The following is a 19700-nucleotide window of genomic DNA, read 5'->3' as shown; positions in this document are numbered from 1 at the left end:
CTGAACGACATGCCGTGGTGGTCGTGGGTCGTGATCTGGGTGGTGCTCGTGCTCGCCCTGCTCGGCATGGTCGCCTACCTCGGTTACCGGCTCTTCGTGAAGGCGATGACGACCCTGCGGGCACTGGGTGAACTGACCGAGAAGTCAGACCTGCTGTCCGCCCGTTTCGACGAGGCTGCGGAGCCGACGTTCCATCCGGCCGTACTGGGGCCCGTCCGTGAATACGCTGGGCTCTGGGAAGACCGGCGTGCACGCATTGCAACGATCAGGCATACTCGGCGGGAAGCCCGGATCCGACGCGGTAAACTCCTCGTGAGTGCCGACCCCAGTCGGTACTCCCACTTACTCCGAAAGCGAAACTGACATGCTTGGCGATCTCTTCAGCGGATGGCACATCTGGATCATCCTGCTCATCATCGTGCTCCTGTTCGGCGCGACCCGCCTCCCCGCACTGGCGCGGAGCATCGGCCAGTCCACGCGCATCTTCAAGAAGGAGATCCGCGAAGGACAAGATGAAGACGAGGCTGCCGAGGCGGCCAAGGGTTCTAAGGCTGAGACCAAGGCTGAGCCGGCCGCGGCTGAAAAGCCCGCCGACAAGATCTAGCCGTGAGCACCGCCGCTCGAACCAAGCGCGGCAGCAACCCCGAAGGCCGGATGTCCCTGGGGGCACACCTTCGGGAACTGAAGAACCGCTTCTTCTGGATCGCTGGTGGAATCCTGGTCGGCGCCATCGCCGGCTGGTTCCTCGAACCGTTCGTGTGGAGCGCGATCAGCCTGCCGGTGCACGAGATTGCAAAGTCGCAACACGCGAGCATCAACTGGCCCAACGTCACCGCGGCATTCGACCTCAAGCTGCAGCTGAGCGTCTACATCGGCATCATCATCACCTCGCCGCTGTGGCTGTACCAGATCTTCGCGTTCCTGACTCCGGGGCTCAACCGCAAAGAGAAGGGCTACACCTTCGGGTTCTTTTTCACCGCTGTGCCGCTTTTCCTCGCAGGATGCGCGGCCGGCTGGTGGGTCGTTCCACACATCGTGAACGTGTTGACGAGTTTCGTGCCGTCCGGGGAGACGACCCTTCTCGTGGCGTCGGACTACTTCAACTTCGTCCTCAAGCTGATCATCGTGATCGGCATCGCCTTCGTGCTGCCGGTATTCATCGTGCTGCTCAACTTCATGCGGGTCATCAGCGCGAAAGCGATCATCAAGGCGTGGCGTTGGGCCATCCTGACCATCATGGTCTTCACCGCGATCGCGACCCCGTCCGCGGACGTCATCTCGATGTTCTTGCTCGCGTTGCCGCTGGTAGTGCTCTACCTGCTGGCGTGGGCTGTCTCGTGGATGCACGATCGTCGTATCGCCAAGCAGGCGCTGGACATCGAAGCCGAGCTCGCCTCCTAGCAGAAGTCACGAACTGGATCGGGGTGGCCGCGTCGCCTTCTGACGGGTCCACCCCGATGTCTCTTGTCGATCCGTTGCGTCGCCACGAGCGCAGCCATCGGTTCGCGCGCACACCCTAGGCTGGCCTGATGACCGACCAGCTCTCGCCGGCCGAACGGTACGCGGTCTCGCGTGGCCGTGGCGGGCATCCTCGGCTCGAGGAGTTCCGGCAGCGGCAGCGTTTCGATCTCGATCCATTCCAGCGTGAGGCGTGCGCGAGCCTGGAAGACGGTCGCAGCGTGCTCGTCGCGGCGCCCACCGGCGCAGGCAAGACGATCGTCGCTGCGTTCGCCGTGGCCCTCGCCATGCGCGAGAAGCGCGCCAAGGTCTTCTACACGACGCCCATGAAGGCGCTGTCGAACCAGAAATACCAGGAGTTCGTCGACGAGTACGGCCCGGATGACGTCGGCCTCCTCACCGGCGACACCAACGTCAACGCGGGCGCCCGCGTGGTGGTGATGACCACCGAGGTGCTGCGCAACATGCTCTACGCCGAATCGGATCTGCTCGCCGACCTCGCCTATGTCGTGATGGACGAGGTGCATTACCTCGCGGACCGCTTCCGCGGTGCCGTGTGGGAAGAGGTCATCATCCACCTCCCACGAGAGGTGCGACTGGTGTCGTTGTCCGCCACAGTGTCCAACGCGGAGGAGTTCGGCGACTGGCTGCAGGCCGTCCGCGGGGACACCGACGTGATCGTGTCCGAGAACCGTCCCGTGCCGCTCGAACAGCACGTCCTCGTCCGACAGCGTCTCGTGGACCTCTTCGAGTCGGCCACCAGGGGCGCGGCCAACCGCGTCAATCCCGAACTCGTGCAGATGGCGCGAGTCGGTGGACGCCCCTCCGGGTCACGTCAGTTCAGCGACCGCGGGCGACGGCATTCCCGAGGCGGACGCCCTGACACCGGACGCCTCGACCGTCCGGAGGTCGTGCGCCTGCTGGACGATCACAACCTGCTGCCCGCCATCATCTTCGTGTTCAGCCGCGCGGGCTGCGACCAGGGAGTCGCGCAGGTGCTGCGGTCGGGCATCCGTCTCACCGAAGCACACGAACGCGACGAGATCCGCCGGGTGGCGGAGGAGCGCTGTCGCACGATCGCCGACGAGGACCTCGCCGTCCTCGGCTACTGGGAATGGCTCGAGGGGCTGCAGCGCGGCGTCGCCGCGCATCACGCGGGTCTCCTGCCCGCGTTCAAGGAAGTCGTGGAGGAACTTTTCCAGCGCAAGCTCGTGAAGGTGGTGTTCGCCACGGAGACACTGGCGCTCGGCATCAACATGCCGGCGCGCACGGTCGTCCTGGAGCGGCTCGAGAAGTTCAACGGCGAGGCCAGAGTTCCGATCACCCCGGGGGAGTACACGCAGCTGACCGGCCGCGCCGGACGCCGCGGGATCGACGTCGAGGGGCACTGCGTCATCCAGTGGCGCGACGGACTGGACCCGCAGGCCGTGGCTGCGCTGGCATCCCGGCGCAGCTATCCGCTCAATTCGAGCTTCAGGCCCACCTACAACATGGCCGTCAACCTCGTCGCCCAGTTCGGCCGTGACCGCACCCGCGAGATCCTCGAGTCGTCGTTCGCGCAGTTCCAGGCCGATCGCGCTGTGGTCGACCTGGCACGCACGGTGCGCAAGCAGGAGGAGTCCCTCGCGGGCTACGAGCGCGCCATGCAGTGCCACCTCGGCGACTTCGCCGAGTACGCCGCCCTCCGCCGTCAACTGAGCGATCTCGAGCGCGCGAGCGCCAAGTCCGGCTCACAGAGCAACGCCGCCCGAGAACATCGCAGCCGCGAGCTGGCGGATCTGCGCCGCCGCATGAAGCAGCATCCCTGTCACGGCTGCGCCGAACGCGAGCAGCACGCCAGGTGGGCGGAGCGCTGGTGGCGCCTGAAGAGGGAGACGGATGCGCTCACCCGCCAGATTCGCACCCGCACCGGCGCCGTCGCGACGGTCTTCGACCGGGTGGCAGACGTGCTCATCGAGCTCGGGTACCTCACGGATCGCGACGGCACGCTGGCGCCGACACAGCACGGACGAGTCCTCGCCCGGATCTACGGCGAACGCGACCTGCTGGTGGCCGAGTGCCTCCGCCGCAACGTCTGGACCCAGCTCGACGCGCCCGGCCTCGCCGCGATGGCCTGCGCCCTGGTGTTCGAGCCGCGGCGCGACGAGCAGAATCCGGCGGAGCGCTTCCTCCCGCGCGGTCCTTTCCGTGAGGCGCTGCAGAAGACCGAATTGCTCTGGGCGCGGCTGGATGAGCTGGAGCGCGAAAACCGGCTCCCGGGAAGCGATCCGCTCGCCACGGCGCTGTGCGTTGCCATGCATCAATGGGCATCCGGACGGTCACTGGCGGCCGTGCTGACCGAGGCTGACCTGCCGGCCGGCGACTTCGTGCGCTGGGCGAAGCAGGTGATCGACCTGCTCGATCAGCTCGCGGGAGTGGCGCCGGGTGGGCTGTCATCCGTCGCGCGGGACGCGCTGGTCGCCGTGCGACGGGGGATCGTCGCATACTCGGGCGTCGGATAGGCCCCGCGCGGCCTGCTCCGAGCCCACATGCGGTTCACGCCCTGCACCGTCCCCTATGCTCGATCATCGTGAATCCGCCGCGCCGCCCGCTTCTGCCGCTGTGGGCCGCGGTCATCGTCGGGATCGGCGGGGGAGTGGTCTACGACGGCGCGTTCCCCGCGATCGACGTGTGGCCTCTCGCCTTCGTGGGCTTGGCGCTCATGCTGGTGGTGCTCATCGGCCGATCGGTCGGCGGAGCGATCCTCGTCGGATTCCTGTCCGGACTGGCGTTCTATCTGACGCAGGTGTCGTGGACGGCCTTGTACCTCGGACCCGTGCCGTGGATCGCGCTCTCGGTCTTCGAGTCGCTGCTGTTCGCCCTGGGAGCCGTCGCGATCGCCCTCGCGTACCGCTGGATCCCACGAGCATTCCCGGGCTCCCTCGGACGCCTGGGGCTGCTTCCCGTGGCCGTCGCAGGGCTCTGGACCGGCAGGGAGTGGCTGTCCGGCAACTGGCCGTACGGCGGCTTCGCGTGGGGGAGAGCAGCGCTGTCCCAGTCGCACGGACCGTTCGCCCACCTTGTCGCCTGGTTCGGTATCGCCGGTGTCTCGTTCATCATGGTCTGGCTCGTCGCGCTGGCGATCGAGTGTGCACGGTACCGACGGCGTCCGTTCGCGCCGGCCTTCCAGCCCGGCCTCGGACGAGCGGATGCCACGGCACGGCGCCCCTGGATCCGCACGGCCGTCGCACTGGCCGCGATCGCCCTGGTGCTCGCCGTCCCGCTCTGGCCGGCCACCACATCCGGCACGACGCGGATCGGCGCGGTGCAGGGCAATGGCCCGGCCGGATACTTCGACGGCGCGCAGCCCGGCGATGTGATGAACGCGCAGATCGCGGCCACCATCCCGCTGATCGGCACGCACCCCGACATGGTGGTGTGGCCGGAGGGCAGCGCCGACATCGATCCGACGCGGGATTGGTCTTCAGCCGACGTGCTCGACAATCTCAGCGCACGTCTCGGCGCTCCCATGATCGTCGGAACGATCACCCACAGGCAGGGCAAGTACTTCAACACGTCATTGCTCTGGAAGTCGGGCAAGGGCGCCGTCGACTACTACGACAAGAAGCATCCGGTGCCGTTCGGCGAATATGTTCCGGATCGTTCGTTCTGGATGCCGTTCGCGCCGAGCTTGCTCGGTCTCATCCAGCGCCAGTACACGCCCGGCACCCGTGACAACGTCTTCGACGTGAACGGTGTTCGTGCCGGCATCTCCATCTGCTTCGACATCGTGGACGATCAGCTCACCACCGACATGATGAACGGCGGAGCCCAGGTCATTCTGGCGCAGACGAACAACGCCGATTTCGGGCGAACCAAGGAGAACATGCAGCAGCTGGCGATCGCCCGGCTCCGGGCCATCGAGACCGGCCGCAGCCTCGTCAACATCTCCACGGTCGGCACCAGTCAGATCATCGATCCGGATGGCCGCACGATCGCCCAGATCGCCGCCTACAAGCCGGGAGCGATGATCGAGGATGTGCCGCTCGGCACCACCACGACACCCGCGACCCTGCTCAGCCGCGCATTCGAAGTCCTGGTGAGCGGGCTGGGGCTGGGAGCCATCCTCGTCGCGGCACTCACCGCTCCGCGCACCCGTCGAGCCGGTAAAGCGGCCCGACGCCGCTGACTGACCGCCGCCCTGTGCGCAGTGAGCCCGCCGGATCTCCGCCGGCGCGCTGCAAGGCGCGCACACGAAAACGCAGCCTGCCTGAGCAGGCTGCGTCACGAATGTCAGGCCGCCGCCGACGAGCGATCAAGCGCCGATCTTGTGCTCTCCACGGCGAGCCCGCAGGTAGGCGAGACGCTCCTCGAGGAGCTCCTCCAGCTCGGCGCGAGTACGGCGCTCGAGCAGCATGTCCCAGTGGCTGCGGGGAGCCTTCACATCGGAACGGTCCACCTCGACGGGTGCGTCGTTGACGAGCAGCGTCGCCTCGTGCCCGCAGTACTTGCACTCCCACGTCTCGGGCGCTTCAGCGTCGGCCGCGAACACGACCGGCGTTTCCCGGTCGCACGTCGAGCACTTGTAGTTGTACGTCGTGCGGGCAGAGAATGTGACGCCTTCTTCGCTCTGTAGGCTCTGTGCGCCCAGTCTCATGCCGCGCAAGCTGCGATCTGCCATTGTGTGGTCTCCTTCTCAGCGGTGCATCCACACTTATAAACCGTCAAGCTGGGCATTCTCTGCCCGACCCGCGCCGGGATTCAGCCTCCTTTCAGGAGATTTTCCTCGTTGGACCGCTTTCGTCCACGCTCCGGATCACCCCGACGAGGACGTCGCAGCGGTCTGAGATGATGCCGTCGACACCCATCTCGAGCAGTTCGCGCATCTCCTGCGGGTCGTTCACGGTCCAGACGTGCACTTCGCGTCCGGCGTTCTGCACCGCCCGCACGAACGCGGGGGAGACCACCCGCAGCGCACCACGGCGATGGGGGACCTGCACGGCGTCGACGTCGCGCAACGCCAACCGCACCAACGCGCCGAACCGGAGCCAGACACCGACCAGGGCGAGCACGACACCGGGCGTGGATGCCGACGTGGCAGCTCCTGGCAGCCGCCGAACGGCCCGCCGGCGACGACGTTGTGCAAAGGAGGTGATGAGCACACGGGATGCGGCGCCCGCTGCGTCGATGGCGCGGAGTGCTGGCTCGAGGGCGGCATCCGTCTTGATGTCGATGTTGAAGCGCCCGGACGGGAACTGCGCGAGTGCTTCCTCCAATGTCGCAAGGCGCCCGCCGCCGGCGAGCTCGAGCGCACGCAGAGCCTCGATCGGCAGAGCCTCGACCGGTCCGGCGACTCCGGCGACGCGGGCGAGGTCGTCGTCGTGGAAGATCACGCAGACGCCGTCCGCGCTGGCGTGAACGTCGGTCTCCAGGATGTCCGCACCGGCGTCCAATGCCGCCGCGAATGCGGGCAGGGTGTTCTCCGGGCACGCAAGGGCGAGCCCCCGGTGCGCGATCGCACGCGGGGGCTTCCCGTCGAAATACCGGACGGGATCAGCCATCCGAGCGGTGCGCCGGACCATCGGCGTCCCGATCGTCCGGGTTCGAACCATCCGTTGTTCCGTCACTCGAGTCCGAGGCATCTCCGGTCGGTGTCGCCGCCTGGTCGGCTGCGGGCGATGCCGGGGTGACGTCCGCCGACGATCCTTCATCGGCGGGAACAGGCGGAACCGTGTGCGCATTCGCCAGACCGGGCACCGGCCGTTCCTCCGCCTTGGCCGCTTCGGCTTCCGCTTCGGCAACCGCGGCGTCTGCAGAGTCGTCCGACAGGTCGCCGTAGTCGATCCTCGACGCTGTTGCAGCGGGCGCGGTGGCATCCGGAGTCTCAGCAGCTGCGCTCGCACCCGACGGGGTGAAGCCGGCGAACGGGCCGGCCTTTCCACGAGTTGCGAAGCCTTCACCGATTCCGCGCAAGGCTTCGGTGAACTCGCTCGGGATGAACCACATCTTGTTCGACGGATTCTCCGCGATCTTCGGCAGCGTCTGCAGGTACTGGTACGCCAGCAGCAGATTGTCCGGTTGGCCCTCGTGGATCGCCGTGAACACCGTCTGGATGGCCTTCGACTGTCCCTCGGCTTCCAGCACGGCCGCCCGCGCGGATCCCTCGGCGTTCAGAATCGCGGCCTGTTTGGTGCCTTCGGCCGTGAGGATCGCCGACTGCTTGGTGCCTTCCGCGGTGAGGATGAGTGCGCGGCGATCCCGTTCCGCACGCATCTGCTTCTCCATGGAATCGATGATCGACGCGGGCGGATCGATCGCCTTCAGCTCCACCCGGCTGACGCGGATGCCCCATTTTCCGGTGGCCTCGTCCAGCACGGTTCGCAACTGCCCGTTGATGTTGTCGCGGCTCGTCAGCGCCTCTTCGAGGTTGAGGCCGCCGACCACGTTGCGGAGGGTGGTCGTGGTCAGCTGCTCGACAGCACTCAGATAGTTGGCGATCTCGTAGGTCGCTGCACGGGCATCCGTCACCTGGAAGTACACGACGGTGTCGATCGAGACCACGAGGTTGTCCTCGGTGATCACGGGCTGCGGCGGGAAACTCACGACCTGCTCGCGCATGTCGAGGAGGGGTCGCAGCCGGTCGATGAACGGCACCAGCAGATTCAGACCGGGAGTGAGTGTCTTGTGGTAGCGCCCGAGGCGCTCCACGACTCCCGCCCTGGCCTGCGGCACGATGCGGATCGCACGGAACAGGGTGACCAGGACGAAGATGAGAACGATCGCGACGATGATCGCCACGATGACTTGGATCACGAGTACCTCCACGTCGGTCATGTGGTCGAACCCCCTACGGGTACGACGACCGCGGTCGCACCCTCGATGGCTTTCACGTGCACCAGAGCGCCGGGCTCGAGGCGCGCGAGCTGGACTGCCGCATCCGTGGCCAGACGAGACGTCCAGACCTCACCGTTGGCCAGCCGAACCAGACCCTTGCCGTCGCCGCCGAACGTCTGGACGACCCTGCCCTCCTGCCCGAGAAGCAGGTCGACATTGCTCTTCGTCGGATCCCCACCACGTCGAAGGGCTCTCAGCAAAGGCGGTCGCAAGAGGAAGAGCAGCAGGATGGACAGGATCGCTGCCACGACGAGTTGAGCCCACCAGGGCAGACCGAAGAGACCGCTGATCAGACCGCCGAGGGACCCGATCGCGAGCATGAGGAACACGAAGTCGAGCGAGAGCATCTCGATCGTGATGAACACGAGGATCAGCACGAGCCAGCCGATCCATGCATACGACGAAACGACGTCCATGTCGCTGCTCCCTCCGCGCTCCGTCAGACGCTACCAGCATGCGACCGCGGCACCACAAGGGATCCGGCGCGATTCCGTGAGTTCGATGCCCGTTCCCGCATGTCGGCCGGCCGCGACGGACTCCAGCGACGATTCGGGGGGCGTCCGGCGCCTGAGATACTGTCATGGTGCCTTCAGGGCCGCCCGTTCGCGCCGCATCGTGCAAGGAGATCCACCAGTGACCAACCCTCTCGCCCCGTCGTCCCTGAGCGGCAAGCGCGCCCTCGTCACGGGATCCTCGCGCGGTATCGGCGCCGACACGGTCTCGTACTTCGCCGAGGCGGGCGCGAGCGTCGTGATCAACTACCGCAACAAGGAGGCTCGAGCGCGCAAGCTCGCCGACTCGATCGAGGCATCCGGGGGCACTGCCGTCGTGGTGGGCGCCGACCTGACGGACCCCGAATCCGTCGCCGCCATGTTCGCCGCCGCTGAGGAGAAGCTCGGCGGGCTGGACATCCTGGTGCTGAATGCCTCTGGCGGCATGGAATCGGGCATGGAGCCCGACTACGCCATGAAGCTCAACCGCGATGCGCAGGTGAACGTCTTGACGGCCGCGCTTCCGCTTCTCGGCGAAGGGTCCCGCGTCGTGTTCGTGACCAGCCACCAGGCGCACTTCATCCGCACGACGCCGACCATGCCGGAGTACGAGCAGGTCGCGCTGAGCAAGCGCGCGGGGGAGGACGCACTACGTGAGCTGATCCCCGTGCTGGATGCGCGCGGCATCGGCTTCGTCGTGGTCTCAGGCGACATGATCGAGGGCACCATCACCGCCACCCTGCTGGAGCGCGCCAACCCCGGTGCGATCCAGGCGCGCAAGGATGCCGCCGGTCGCCTCTACAACGTGAGCGAGTTCGCCGCCGAGGTGGCGAGGGCCGCCGTCGAGCCCGTGCCCGCCGACCACACGCGACTCATCGGCGAGGTCGACGACTTCGGAGCCGACGCCTGATGGTCTGACATCCGTCGCCGGCAGACAGCAGAAGGTCCCCGGAGTCCGAGTGGCTCCGGGGACCTTCTGCATGGCGGATCAGGCGTCGGCGCCCTTCCAGGTGAAGGCTCGGATGACCTGGATGATGCCGAGGACGACCAGCGAGATGCCCAGCAGCCACCAGAGCACCGCTGCACCCCACAGCGGGGAGAACAGCAGGATGATGCCGGCGATGATGCTGAGGATCGCGAAGAAGACCGTCCAGCCCTTCGATCGCGCGTCCCCAAGTGCGGTCAGCGCGACGACACCCTCGACGATCCACATGATGCCGACCAGAATGCCCAGGAACACGGCGAGCCACGCAGTGGTCTGACCGAGCTCGATGAACGCGATGACGCCGGCGATGATGAAGAGGATCCCGAGGATGATGTGGCCGACTCGCGCCCATCCGCCCATCGACCTCGCGAAGATGCCGAGGCCTGCATAGACGAGGCCGCCCACGATCGCGTAGATGGCGATGATGGCCGTCACCACCATGGCGGTCCTCGCCGGCCACACCAGGATGAGGATTCCGACGACGAGTGCGACGACACCGCCAACGCCGAGCGCGGTACGAATGCCATTCACCGCTGACTTCGCGGCAGGACTTTCAGCGGACATGGGGCCACCTTCCTGAGAGCATGCTGTGAGCTTTGTCGGCAGCCTAAGGGCGAGTGGCCGTCGATCCCGGCTCATTCGAACGGATTCACCCGATTCGTGTCACACCCGTGACGTCTCGGAAGGGGAGCAGCAGTAACCCTTCGACGACACGGACGGGGATGCAGCGGGCGATCCGAAGCGCCCTGCATTTGCGCTGCGCTGCCCAGGATGGCGCTGCAGTTGCACGACAAGCGAAGTAGACAAACTTGTACACAGTCATGGTCGGCATGGAAGGTTCATGCACCGATTGAAGGTTTCGGACAGCGTCTCAGGCGACGAGTCCAGGTCGCTCCACGATCGGAGCGGACGACGGAACCCGCTGATCGGAAGCGAGAACCGTCGTCACGCAGACGACGAACTGATAGCCGCACGGGTCTGCTGCCGGCCAGTTCGTTGAATGTCCGATAATGCACATTATGTCAGGTCAAAGACGGCTTGTTCCCGTTGGCTGCGAGTAGAACGCCTGCCGCGACTCCCCTAACCTGGTCCGGACGCGTGACCCCATGCTCGCCCTTTTCCGCGTGAGCTCACGTTGTTGCCGGCCAGGAGCCTGTTGACGCGCGCACTCGAAGCGCTGAGCGCGGGACTACCGGAGTATGCGGTCGACGAATTCGTCAATGGCGGCGTCGAGAGATAGTCCGGTGTCGAGTGGCGCGGTGAGATGGTCGAGCATCAGACCGTCGATGGCGTAGTGAAACAGGGCGATCTCGGTTCGTCCCCCTGGCAGGCCAGAAGCTTTGTTGAAGGCGACATCCTCCTGGAAGGCTCGCTGTCGCCACGCTCCGAGCGTTGCGGCCATCGCGGGGCGTCGAGCAGCCTCTAATCGCAGCTCGAAGAGGGCAAGCGACACATGCGGGTCAACACTGAGCCGTCGCACGACGTCTCGCAGGTAGTCGGCAAAGAGGGCCCGATCGGGAAACCGGGCGCCACGCGAAGGAACGATCTCGGGATCGGGTGTGAGTCGCTCTCCAATGCGGTCAACGAGCGCGGAGATGAGATCCTCGCGGCTCGGGAAGTAATTCGAAGCTGTGCCGCGTGGCGTGCCGGCCTCGGCGTCGACCGCTCGGTGGGTGAGACCACGGGCTCCTTCCCGAGCAAGCACGCGGATCCCAGCGTCGGCGAGCGCGGAGCGTCGTTCGTCGTTGCGGGCCATATCGTCCATGCTAGCCAAACCACGACTGCTGTTGTAGTTTATCTACGACACATGTCGTGATTGGAGAAATAGTGCGAGAACTCATCTACTACGTCGCGGTCAGTATCGACGGGTATATCGCCGACCCGGCAGGCGGGTTCGATGCATTCCTCGTCGAAGGCGATCATGCGGCTGTCGTGTTCGGCGAGTACGCAGATGCGTTACCCGCTCACGCACATGCTGCGCTGGGCATCCATCCGCCGAAAACGCGATTCGACACCGTGATCATGGGGTGGAACACGCTCACCCCCGCCCTCGATCTCGGCATCACCAGTCCCTACCCTCACCTGCGTCAGGTCGTCGCCAGTCGCCACCCGCGCGAAGTCGACCCGGCGATCATCCTCACTGACGACCCGCTTGCCATGATCCGCGGCCTGAAGCGAGAAGACGGTCTGGACATCTGGCTCTGCGGTGGCGGCGAGCTCGCGGGCACGCTTGCCTCGGAGATCGATCGCCTCGTCCTGAAACGCAACCCCGTTGTCTTCGGCTCCGGCATCTCCCTGTTTGGCAATGCCCAGTACGAGCCGCGTGCGTTCACCCTGACCAGAACCAGCACATTCGAGTCGGGTGTCGTCATCGAGGAGTACCTCGCGAGTGGAAGAGCGTGAGTTCTTCTGTCATCGCGCACGCTCCTCGAGCGAAGGCAACCGCACGGGAACACTCGGATGACGCTTGAGGGTCGCCGTCGACTGATCGAGCGGCGTCGCATTGTACGTTTCAACGCAATGGCGCATATGGACAGGAGGACCTCGTCATCGGATGCACAGCAATGGGCCTCCCCCGGCATCACGCCAAGAGAAGAGTCCATCGCCGTGCATCCGAATTGTTCCCCCGGACGTCAGGCCCCTGGACCGTTCTTGGCCGTGACGTCCGTGACTGCACGACCGCCATTGGCGCTCACCGCGATCTGCACTCCGGATCCGATGCCGCCGAGAACCCCGCTCGCGTCGACCCCGATCTCGGCCGTGGCGGAACCGCCTGGCGGGATGCTGGCGGCGATCGGGACCGGGAACTTGTTCGGATCCCGTCCTGTCACCGGCGGGAGACCGCGCACCTGCACCCTGCCATCCGCTCGCCACTGCACCGAGTCGAATCGCACGTCATTCGCCGCAGCAGTGCCTCTGTTGTGAATCGTCACCTTCCAGGTGCCCTTGCTGTTGCCGCCCTTCTCCACAAGCTCGGCTGTTGCCGCAAGTACCGCCTTCCCGTCGGATCCGCCTTCGTCGACTTCGAGCAGGATGGTGTCCCATCCCAAGCCGTTGCCCGCTGCGGTGCCGCTCCCCCGCGTGAAGGTGATCGTGTTGCTGCCGACGACCAGGGCGCTCGCGGGGAAGGTCAGGACGGCGGTGCGCGGATATCCGCTCCGGTCCGCCTGCCGTGCGATCGTCGAGTCGTTGTTGTTCGGCAGGGATCCGGTGATCACCGACGTGTCGCCGTTCACGGCGACCGTGGGACGGGCTCCCTGCTGCATGGGCGTCGCAACGGTCAGGTAGGCGGTACCGGACGGCACCCGGTCGAGGCTGAACGACACGGTCCACGCCCCGCCCTGTGTCTGGGCGTAGTACCAGTCGGTGGGTTCCCAGCTCTCCCCCACGGCAAAAGCGAGCGTACCCGGCACCTCCCCCGGCTTCTCATACGCGCGCGGCTCAGAGTGCACGGGAGACTTCGTCGCCAACGCGAATTCCTGCGTGCTGCGGTCGGATCGGCCGATCTGCCACAAGAACGTCGACCTGTTGGTCGGAGCCCACGTGATCGTGCCGAGATCCGTCCTCTTTCCCGACACCGAGACGCCCGTCTGCTGGTACTGCTCGACGACGGACCCCTTGGAAGCGAAGGCATACAGCGTGTAGCTGGCGGGCGTGGTGGTTCCGGGCGCCCAGGCCGGCGGGATGCCGGGCAGCGAGAACGAGCCGTCCGCATCCGTCTTCACCCAGTACGTCGGCTCATGGATCGTGTACACGTCCGTGGCCGTCTGCGTGGACAGCAGCACGTAGAAGCCGTCGGCGGGTCGCCCATCCGCGAGCCGGAGCCTCCCGGTGACCGTCGACCGTGCACCCGGATCCGGGTACAGACCGTCGATGATCCAGGATGCGCCGGCTCGGTTCTCGGCGATCTCGGTCCGGGCCGCGGCCGTCGCGTTGGCGATGACCTCGTCATCCGTCTCCCCCGTCGACAGATGCGTGTACCACGGCCCGTACAGTCGCCGATAACCCTGCTGGAGGGCGTAGCTCGGCAACCCGTAGTGGTTCGCACCGAAGTAGTTCAGGATCAGGGCGTCTTGGTGGATCGCCAGATCCTGGTGATCGGGTCCTACACCGTAGAAGGCGCACAGCGTGTCCTCCGTGACGCCGCCCAACGGCGTCAGCCAGGCGCCGAAGCCGTGCCCGTAGTGCCCGAACATCGGGTTCTCGTGGTGGTAGAGGCTCCAGTTGTACTTCGTGTACACGTAGCCGGCCGGCAGGTTGCCGGAGTTGTCATCGGGCGATGGCAGGTTCGGGTTGTTCACGCCGTCGACCCGCCAGGTCTCGTCCTGCACCTGCTCCTGTGTCGCGAGGTACGCATAGGTGGGCTGCTTGCCGCCGCCGCGCTCCCAGTTGTAGGCGTTGTCCAGGATGGACCTGTCCCAGCGGGCGTTCATACGCACCTCGTTGATCGACGTGGCCGCCGACGCCGTGAGGATGTCGTAGCCGTACAGTCCGCGCTTGCCCCGGCGCATGATCAGGTGGTGCTCATGCTGGAGAGGCGTGCTGGTCGTGTCGAGGAAGGCGACCTCGACGAGGTCCCGCGACACGCGGAGTACACGCACCTGCGTGCAGACAAGCCTCGTCTTGCCACCGCCCGCATCGATGTAGAAGGAGTGCTGGCGGTCGGGATCCCGTGGATCGACGCCGTTGAGATTGTGCGCCAGCTCGGTCCCGTCCACCACGACCGAGGTCGCCGTGATGGAGGTGTCCGTCCAGCCCGTGACCACTCCGCCTTCTGCGTCGTCGCGGCCGAACGTGAAGGTCACGAGGCCGTTGTCGAGCACGAGAGACGGCACCTGGTCGGGGAACACGTAGTCCCCCACCATCGCCGGCCGGCCGGCGATGGTGACGGTGACGTCTCCGTGTCCGGGGCGCGGATCCCCCGCCGCGTGTGCGGCGGATACCGCAGCCGTGTTGGCTGCGATGGCACCGGCCGTCGCGGCGCCGAACAATCCCAACGCGGAACGTCGAGACAACCCTTGCTTCCCCAACTCCATGAACTGCTCCCTTGCGTTTCATCGTGGTGAATGAATCGTTTCATCCGCAGATGGGAGCCTACTCTCGCGCATCACGCGGAGGGCCCATCACTCCTATTCGAGATTCGAATCCTGTCGTCTGCGAACCCATCCGCCAGGGCCCGGCATCACCCGGCCGCCCGGCACCGGCTACTCGCTGCCTCTCACTCGCGCGGCATCCGCCCGTTCGCCGGAGAAGCCGCTCGGCCACGCGGCGCCCTCGCAGTCACATGACGCCCTCGCGATCGCCCATCGCGACCACGGCTGCCTGCTCTTCCACGCGGCCTCCGTCAGGGAAGCGGCGTGATGCCCTCGAACCTCGGATGCCAGCTCGGCCCGAATCCCGGGGTGTCGGGTGAGCCGTCGAAGCCAGCCGCCATGAGACCGGTGGCGAGAAGCATTCCCCCGTTGCCCGGCAGATAGATGGGCAGGGAGGCGTCCTGCCGGTTGTGCCCGTTCACCAGGTACGTGTTCTTGGGTGCGTCGAGCATCAGGCAGTCCAGGGCGAGGTCCGGCTCGCCCAGTCGAGTCGCGGTCATCGCCATCATCGGATAGTCCCAACCCCACGTGCTCGGCCAGTCCCAGTCGGTGAGAACGTCACGCAGTGTCCGCCGCATCGTCTCGCGGTCGACGATGGCTGTCTCCGGGACGACGCCGAGTGCCGCGAGCATGCTCGGATGGTCGTGACGGTTCAGCCGAGGCGGATCGCCGAGTGCTGCGTAGGTTCCGCCAGGGAGCACTGGAAGCGGAGACATCCCGTGTGCCACCTCCCGCCACCGCCGAGGTGCAGGATGCCCCAGCCTCTCCATCCAGACGGCTGCCGTCTCGAGCGCCCACGCCCAGTACGCGAGCTCGAACGTCGGATTCTTGCTGGTCGCGCGCTGCTCGTCGTACGACTCCTGCGCCGGGATGATCGGAGGCCCGAGCTCGAAATGCGTGGCACCCTCGCCCATCCGCCCGGAAGGCGACCGGGCGATGGAGAGCGTCGCGTAACCGGCCATGAGCTCCGCCGTCTCGGCGACGAGGTCGGACCATCGCTCGAGCACGTCTCGTGACGGTTTCGCGCGATACAGCAGCTCAGCGAGGTGGATGGGATGCGGCTGCTGCCACACCAGGAACGGGCCGATCGGGCTCGGCGCTTCGATGCCGTCCGGTCCGACCTGTTTCTGCCAACGTGCGCCAGGGAGACGCTGCCCCCGAGCCGTCTCCCTGGCCATCGGCAACGCCGTGAGGTACCAGCCGAGCGATCGCTCTAGCAGTTCCGGACGGCCCCACTGCGGCAGCCATGCGTGATGCCACCAATGCATCTCGAGGTGGAATTTGCCGCGCCAGGAGTTGAGCATGAGGCCGGTCTCAGCCGGCGGGCACGATCCGGCCGAGAGCGCCGAAAGGTACTGCGAGAGCACCACCCGACGCTCGAGTTCGAGGGCACGCGGATCATCGGAGTCGACCAGCTCGAGCGCGCCGCCGGTGTGCCAGAACCGCCTCCAGTGATCCGCGGCGGCGCGGAAGACCGCGTCAGCGTCGATCGACGACTGATGTGCGACCGCGTCGGCCGCGGCGAACTCGATGACCGCCCACCACGACGGTCCATCCGCGTGCAGGATGAATTCGTGCGCGCCGACCCGTTTCAGTGACGTACCCGGCGCGGTGACCGACACCGTGTACGACGACTCGTACAGGTGACGATGGATGCGCCATCCGTCGCCCGTACGCTCGAGATCGCTCCGATGCGTATCAGGTCTCGACCAGTCTGCCGCGTTGCCCCATGCCTCCGAGCCGGCGGGGAACGAGAGCCTGAGGCCCGACTCCCCCACTCCTTCCAGCGCGAATGCCACGGCATCCCGCTCGGGGTGCACAGCGGTGCGAGCCGAGAAACCGCGTTCACCGAGACGGAAGGAGCTCGCGATCGTGCCCGTGACGAGGTCGAGCTTCTGGCTGACGTCGTGCAGTTCGCGTGGTGAGGGGGCGGCATCACCCGTCCACAGTCCGATGCGCCCGAGATCGAGGCGATGCGGGTTGTTCCTCAACCACTCCTCGTCGGCCGACTGGCCGGAAGCGGCATCGGCCGACAGGGGGCCTCCGAGATCCGCGTAGAGGGCAGGTCCGTGCGGCGTCTCATACTCGTGAAGGTGATCGGCGAGCTCCACCCTGCCTGGAAACGAGTCCCAGCCCCAGTGGCTCATCGTGCCGAGAAGGGTGCCTGGCGCATCTCCATACCGTGGCTCGACCGGGTAGGCATCGGGGAAGGTCTGCAATCCGGTGGGATCGACGGAAAAGCAGAACTCCCCGTTGCCGACGGTGAGAGGGGCGTCCGAATGCAACCGGTGGAGCGACACGGAATGCCGCTCCACCAGTTTGATGCGATCGATCGAGGCGTTCAACGTCTGCGCATCATTGCGCCGATGCCAGAGCCTGCGTCATCTGGCTGACGAAGGAGCTCGCCGCGTCTTTCGAGTCCTGCTTGTTGAAGAGGACATCCGACTCCAGCCGCTGCGAGATGCTCGTCGCGTTCTCCGCGCCCGCCGGCTGGATCGGAGCGATGATGCCGGTCTTCAGCACATCCTGGATGTACGTGGCGCCGGTGGCGTTGGCGGGATCGAGCAGCGGCTCGACGACCTTCAGCACGTCGGCGTTGAACGGCAGGCCGCGGTCGGCGAGGATCAGCTTGCCGCCCTGCTCGTCATTCAGCATGTAGTTGACGAACAACGCCGACTGCGCGGGGTTCTTGGTCGTGCCGCTGATCGCCCAGAACTGCGAGGGAAGCACCGAGACTCCGGAATTCTTGGTGTTCGTCGGCGGCGAGACCAATTCGACCTTGGCTCCGTTCAGTGCGCCGGTGTATGTGCCGACCTGGTTCGAGTAGGCGAACGTGATGGCCGCCTTGCCCGTGCCGAACAGGCTCCGGTCGGGGGTGACGTTCTGGTTCTGCACGATGACGGAGGGATCAGGCAACCCGCCGCCCTTCACGGTGGCTGACTCCCAGTCGTACCACTTCTGAATAGTCGCGGCCTTGACCGACAGTCCACCGTTCTTGCCGTAGAGGCCGACACCGTTCTCCTGCGCGGCGTACGTGCCGAGGATGTCCTGGATGCGCAGGTCCAGTCCGACGATGCCCTTGCTCTTCTCGGCGGCCGAGATCTTGTTGGAGATCTTGGTGAGGTCCGACCAGGTGATGGTCCCGGTCGGCACCGTCACACCGGCATCCTTGAAGATGTCCTCGTTGATCAGCATGCCGATCGCGTTGCCGCCGGTCGGCAGCGCATACTGCTTGCCGCCCACCGTTCCGCTGGCGAGCGAGAACTTGGGGAATTCGGTCTCGGGCAGGTACTTGCTCACCGTCGAAAGATCGAGCAGCGCACCGGCCTTTCCGTAGTCCTGCGGCTTGGAACCGCCGAGCGCGAACACGTCAGGCGCCGTCCCGGCAGCGAAGTCGGTGGCGAGCCGGTTGAACTCGTCGTCGGGAGCTCCGACCGGCTGGCCCGTGACGGTGATGTTCGGATACTTCTTCTCGAAGCCCGCGATCACCTTGTCCATGATCGCGGTTCGGGTGTCGGCACCCCACCAGGTCACGGTGAGGTTGACTTTGGCGTTCTTGTCGTAACTCACACCGGACGACGCGGCAGCGGTGCCCGTCGAACTGGACGATGAGTTTCCGTTGGAACATCCGGACAAGGCGAGAGCTGCCGCGACCACGATCACGGCTGAGGCACTGGCGACAGTGCGGGAAATACGCGTCATTGAGTCTCCTTGGGGGCACGGCAAGAAACCGCTTTCACGGAAAGTAGCAGCGGCCATTGAATCGTGTCAACCGGCCGTTATCAGGTCGTGACGTGCCCCGTCGATGCACGTTCCTCGACGCGTGGCCGGAACATCAGGTTGTACTCGTGCCCGCCCTCTTCGATCAGATCGAGCACACGCAACCACGCTTCAGCGCCGAGGTCCTCGTGCTTCACCGACGCCGTGGTCAGCGCTGGCGTGCAGAACTTGGCGAAAGGGATGTCGTCGAATCCCGTGACCGAAATGTCGTCCGGGACTCTCAGGCCGAGACTGGTGAGCCCATTGATCAGCCCGACCGCGACGAGATCGTTGAACGCGAGCGCGGCGGTGGCTCCGCTGTCGCGCGCAGCCTCGGCCGCAGCGAATCCGTCCTCCATCGTCGCTCCCGCGCTCACTCGGTCGATGGTCACCTCCTGAAACGTGCGCTGGAACTCCTCGAGCCCTCGGAGGCGTGAAAAATTCGAAGCACTCTCCTCCGGTCCGCTGACGTACACGAGGTGTCGGTGGCCAAGGTCATGGAGATGGTGAGCGAGGCCCTGGATGCCGGACTGGTAGTCGATGGAGAGCGTCGGCACCTGGAGGCGGGGGGAGGTGCGATTGATGAGCACCAGCGGATGCAACGACGCCGCGATCCGCAGAAGCTCGCTTTCCGGCATCCGGGGGGCGCACAACACGATGGCATCGCAGCGGTTGCGGAGCTCGCTCGCGAGCAGCGCCTCGTCTTCGGGATGTTCGGCCGAGTCGGCGATGAGCGCACGGTATCCATCGTGCGCCGCCGCCTTGCTGAAGCCCGAGAGGATCTCCTGAAACACGGGATTCGCGAGGTCGGGCACCAAGAATGCGGCGGCCTTCGTCCTGCCGAGCGCGAGGGCACGCGCGAGATGGCTCGGCGAGTACGAGAGCGCGGCCACTGAGGAACGCACACGCTCGGCAATCGCGGGCTCACCCGCGAAATTCCCGTTCATCACGCGCGAGACGGTGGCCGGCGAGACTCCAGCGTGCTTGGCGACTTCGGCGATCGTGGCCGGACCGGATCGGGACTTCATCGTTTGACATTCG

At 66.1% G+C, this 19700-nt stretch carries 17 protein-coding genes; 7 read left to right on the top strand and 10 right to left on the bottom strand.

Features of this window, described 5'->3' with window-relative positions:
- Positions 1 to 9: 9 nt before the first annotated feature.
- From ACX9R5_RS11380 to lnt, 5 genes are all read left to right on the top strand, one after another.
- Entirely contained in the window at positions 10 to 363 is a 354-nt protein-coding gene (locus ACX9R5_RS11380; RefSeq protein ID WP_459409161.1) for a hypothetical protein, read from the top strand.
- A 1-nt stretch (position 364) separates the two neighbouring features.
- Positions 365 to 604 carry a Sec-independent protein translocase subunit TatA gene (gene tatA, locus ACX9R5_RS11375; protein ID WP_459409160.1) on the top strand — a complete coding sequence of 80 codons (240 nt, stop codon included), beginning with the start codon at positions 365 to 367 and terminating at the stop codon, positions 602 to 604.
- Between the two features lie 2 nt (positions 605 to 606).
- A complete protein-coding gene (tatC, locus tag ACX9R5_RS11370; protein WP_459409159.1) occupies positions 607 to 1401 on the top strand; it encodes a twin-arginine translocase subunit TatC in 795 nt (264 codons plus the stop codon).
- A 128-nt stretch (positions 1402 to 1529) separates the two neighbouring features.
- Positions 1530 to 3959 (top strand): DEAD/DEAH box helicase, encoded by a 2430-nt coding sequence (locus tag ACX9R5_RS11365; protein WP_459409158.1) that lies wholly within the window; start codon positions 1530 to 1532, stop codon positions 3957 to 3959.
- Positions 3960 to 4027: 68 nt separating this feature from the next.
- Positions 4028 to 5626 carry an apolipoprotein N-acyltransferase gene (lnt, locus tag ACX9R5_RS11360; RefSeq protein ID WP_459409157.1) on the top strand — a complete coding sequence of 533 codons (1599 nt, stop codon included), beginning with the start codon at positions 4028 to 4030 and terminating at the stop codon, positions 5624 to 5626.
- A gap of 126 nt (positions 5627 to 5752) precedes the next feature.
- Here the strand turns inward: lnt and ACX9R5_RS11355 are convergent, their stop codons facing one another.
- From ACX9R5_RS11355 to ACX9R5_RS11340, 4 genes are all read right to left on the bottom strand, one after another.
- Positions 5753 to 6118 carry an RNA polymerase-binding protein RbpA gene (locus ACX9R5_RS11355; RefSeq protein WP_459409156.1) on the bottom strand — a complete coding sequence of 122 codons (366 nt, stop codon included), beginning with the start codon at positions 6116 to 6118 and terminating at the stop codon, positions 5753 to 5755.
- A gap of 91 nt (positions 6119 to 6209) precedes the next feature.
- Positions 6210 to 6998: a glycerophosphodiester phosphodiesterase family protein gene (locus ACX9R5_RS11350; RefSeq protein WP_459409155.1), complete on the bottom strand. Its 789-nt coding sequence runs from the start codon at positions 6996 to 6998 to the stop codon at positions 6210 to 6212.
- Positions 6991 to 8271, bottom strand: a complete 1281-nt coding sequence (locus tag ACX9R5_RS11345; RefSeq protein ID WP_459409154.1) for an SPFH domain-containing protein — start codon at positions 8269 to 8271, stop codon at positions 6991 to 6993. Before ACX9R5_RS11345 ends, ACX9R5_RS11350 begins: the two co-directional genes overlap by 8 nt.
- On the bottom strand, positions 8268 to 8747 hold the full coding sequence (locus ACX9R5_RS11340) for an NfeD family protein (RefSeq protein WP_459409153.1): 480 nt from the start codon (positions 8745 to 8747) through the stop codon (positions 8268 to 8270). The genes ACX9R5_RS11345 and ACX9R5_RS11340 overlap by 4 nt, the downstream gene beginning before the upstream one ends.
- Positions 8748 to 8964: 217 nt before the next feature.
- Between ACX9R5_RS11340 and ACX9R5_RS11335 the strand changes: the two genes are divergently transcribed.
- Positions 8965 to 9732 (top strand): SDR family oxidoreductase, encoded by a 768-nt coding sequence (locus ACX9R5_RS11335; RefSeq protein WP_459409152.1) that lies wholly within the window; start codon positions 8965 to 8967, stop codon positions 9730 to 9732.
- 78 nt (positions 9733 to 9810) lie between these two features.
- Here ACX9R5_RS11335 and ACX9R5_RS11330 read toward each other — a convergent pair whose 3' ends face one another.
- Together ACX9R5_RS11330 and ACX9R5_RS11325 are read right to left on the bottom strand one after the other, a co-directional pair.
- Positions 9811 to 10371: an HdeD family acid-resistance protein gene (locus ACX9R5_RS11330; RefSeq protein ID WP_459409151.1), complete on the bottom strand. Its 561-nt coding sequence runs from the start codon at positions 10369 to 10371 to the stop codon at positions 9811 to 9813.
- 625 nt (positions 10372 to 10996) lie between these two features.
- Positions 10997 to 11563 (bottom strand): TetR/AcrR family transcriptional regulator, encoded by a 567-nt coding sequence (locus ACX9R5_RS11325; RefSeq protein WP_459409150.1) that lies wholly within the window; start codon positions 11561 to 11563, stop codon positions 10997 to 10999.
- Positions 11564 to 11634: 71 nt separating this feature from the next.
- On the opposite strand from ACX9R5_RS11325, the gene ACX9R5_RS11320 reads away from it, so the two are divergent.
- Positions 11635 to 12210 carry a dihydrofolate reductase family protein gene (locus tag ACX9R5_RS11320; RefSeq protein ID WP_459409149.1) on the top strand — a complete coding sequence of 192 codons (576 nt, stop codon included), beginning with the start codon at positions 11635 to 11637 and terminating at the stop codon, positions 12208 to 12210.
- A gap of 230 nt (positions 12211 to 12440) precedes the next feature.
- Here ACX9R5_RS11320 and ACX9R5_RS11315 read toward each other — a convergent pair whose 3' ends face one another.
- From ACX9R5_RS11315 to ACX9R5_RS11300, 4 genes are all read right to left on the bottom strand, one after another.
- Positions 12441 to 14843: a polysaccharide lyase family protein gene (locus ACX9R5_RS11315; RefSeq protein WP_459409148.1), complete on the bottom strand. Its 2403-nt coding sequence runs from the start codon at positions 14841 to 14843 to the stop codon at positions 12441 to 12443.
- A gap of 308 nt (positions 14844 to 15151) precedes the next feature.
- Complete coding sequence (locus ACX9R5_RS11310; RefSeq protein WP_459409147.1) at positions 15152 to 17215, bottom strand: hypothetical protein; 2064 nt, start codon at positions 17213 to 17215, stop codon at positions 15152 to 15154.
- Between the two features lie 40 nt (positions 17216 to 17255).
- Entirely contained in the window at positions 17256 to 18602 is a 1347-nt protein-coding gene (locus ACX9R5_RS11305) for an ABC transporter substrate-binding protein (RefSeq protein ID WP_459409146.1), read from the bottom strand.
- Positions 18603 to 18682: 80 nt separating this feature from the next.
- A complete protein-coding gene (locus ACX9R5_RS11300; protein WP_459409145.1) occupies positions 18683 to 19687 on the bottom strand; it encodes a LacI family DNA-binding transcriptional regulator in 1005 nt (334 codons plus the stop codon).
- Between the last annotated feature and the right edge of the window lie 13 nt (positions 19688 to 19700).

Source organism: Rathayibacter sp. CAU 1779, from assembly GCF_054551755.1.
The sequence above is the reverse complement of the archived record's forward strand: the minus strand, read 5'-3'. Positions and strand labels throughout refer to the sequence as shown.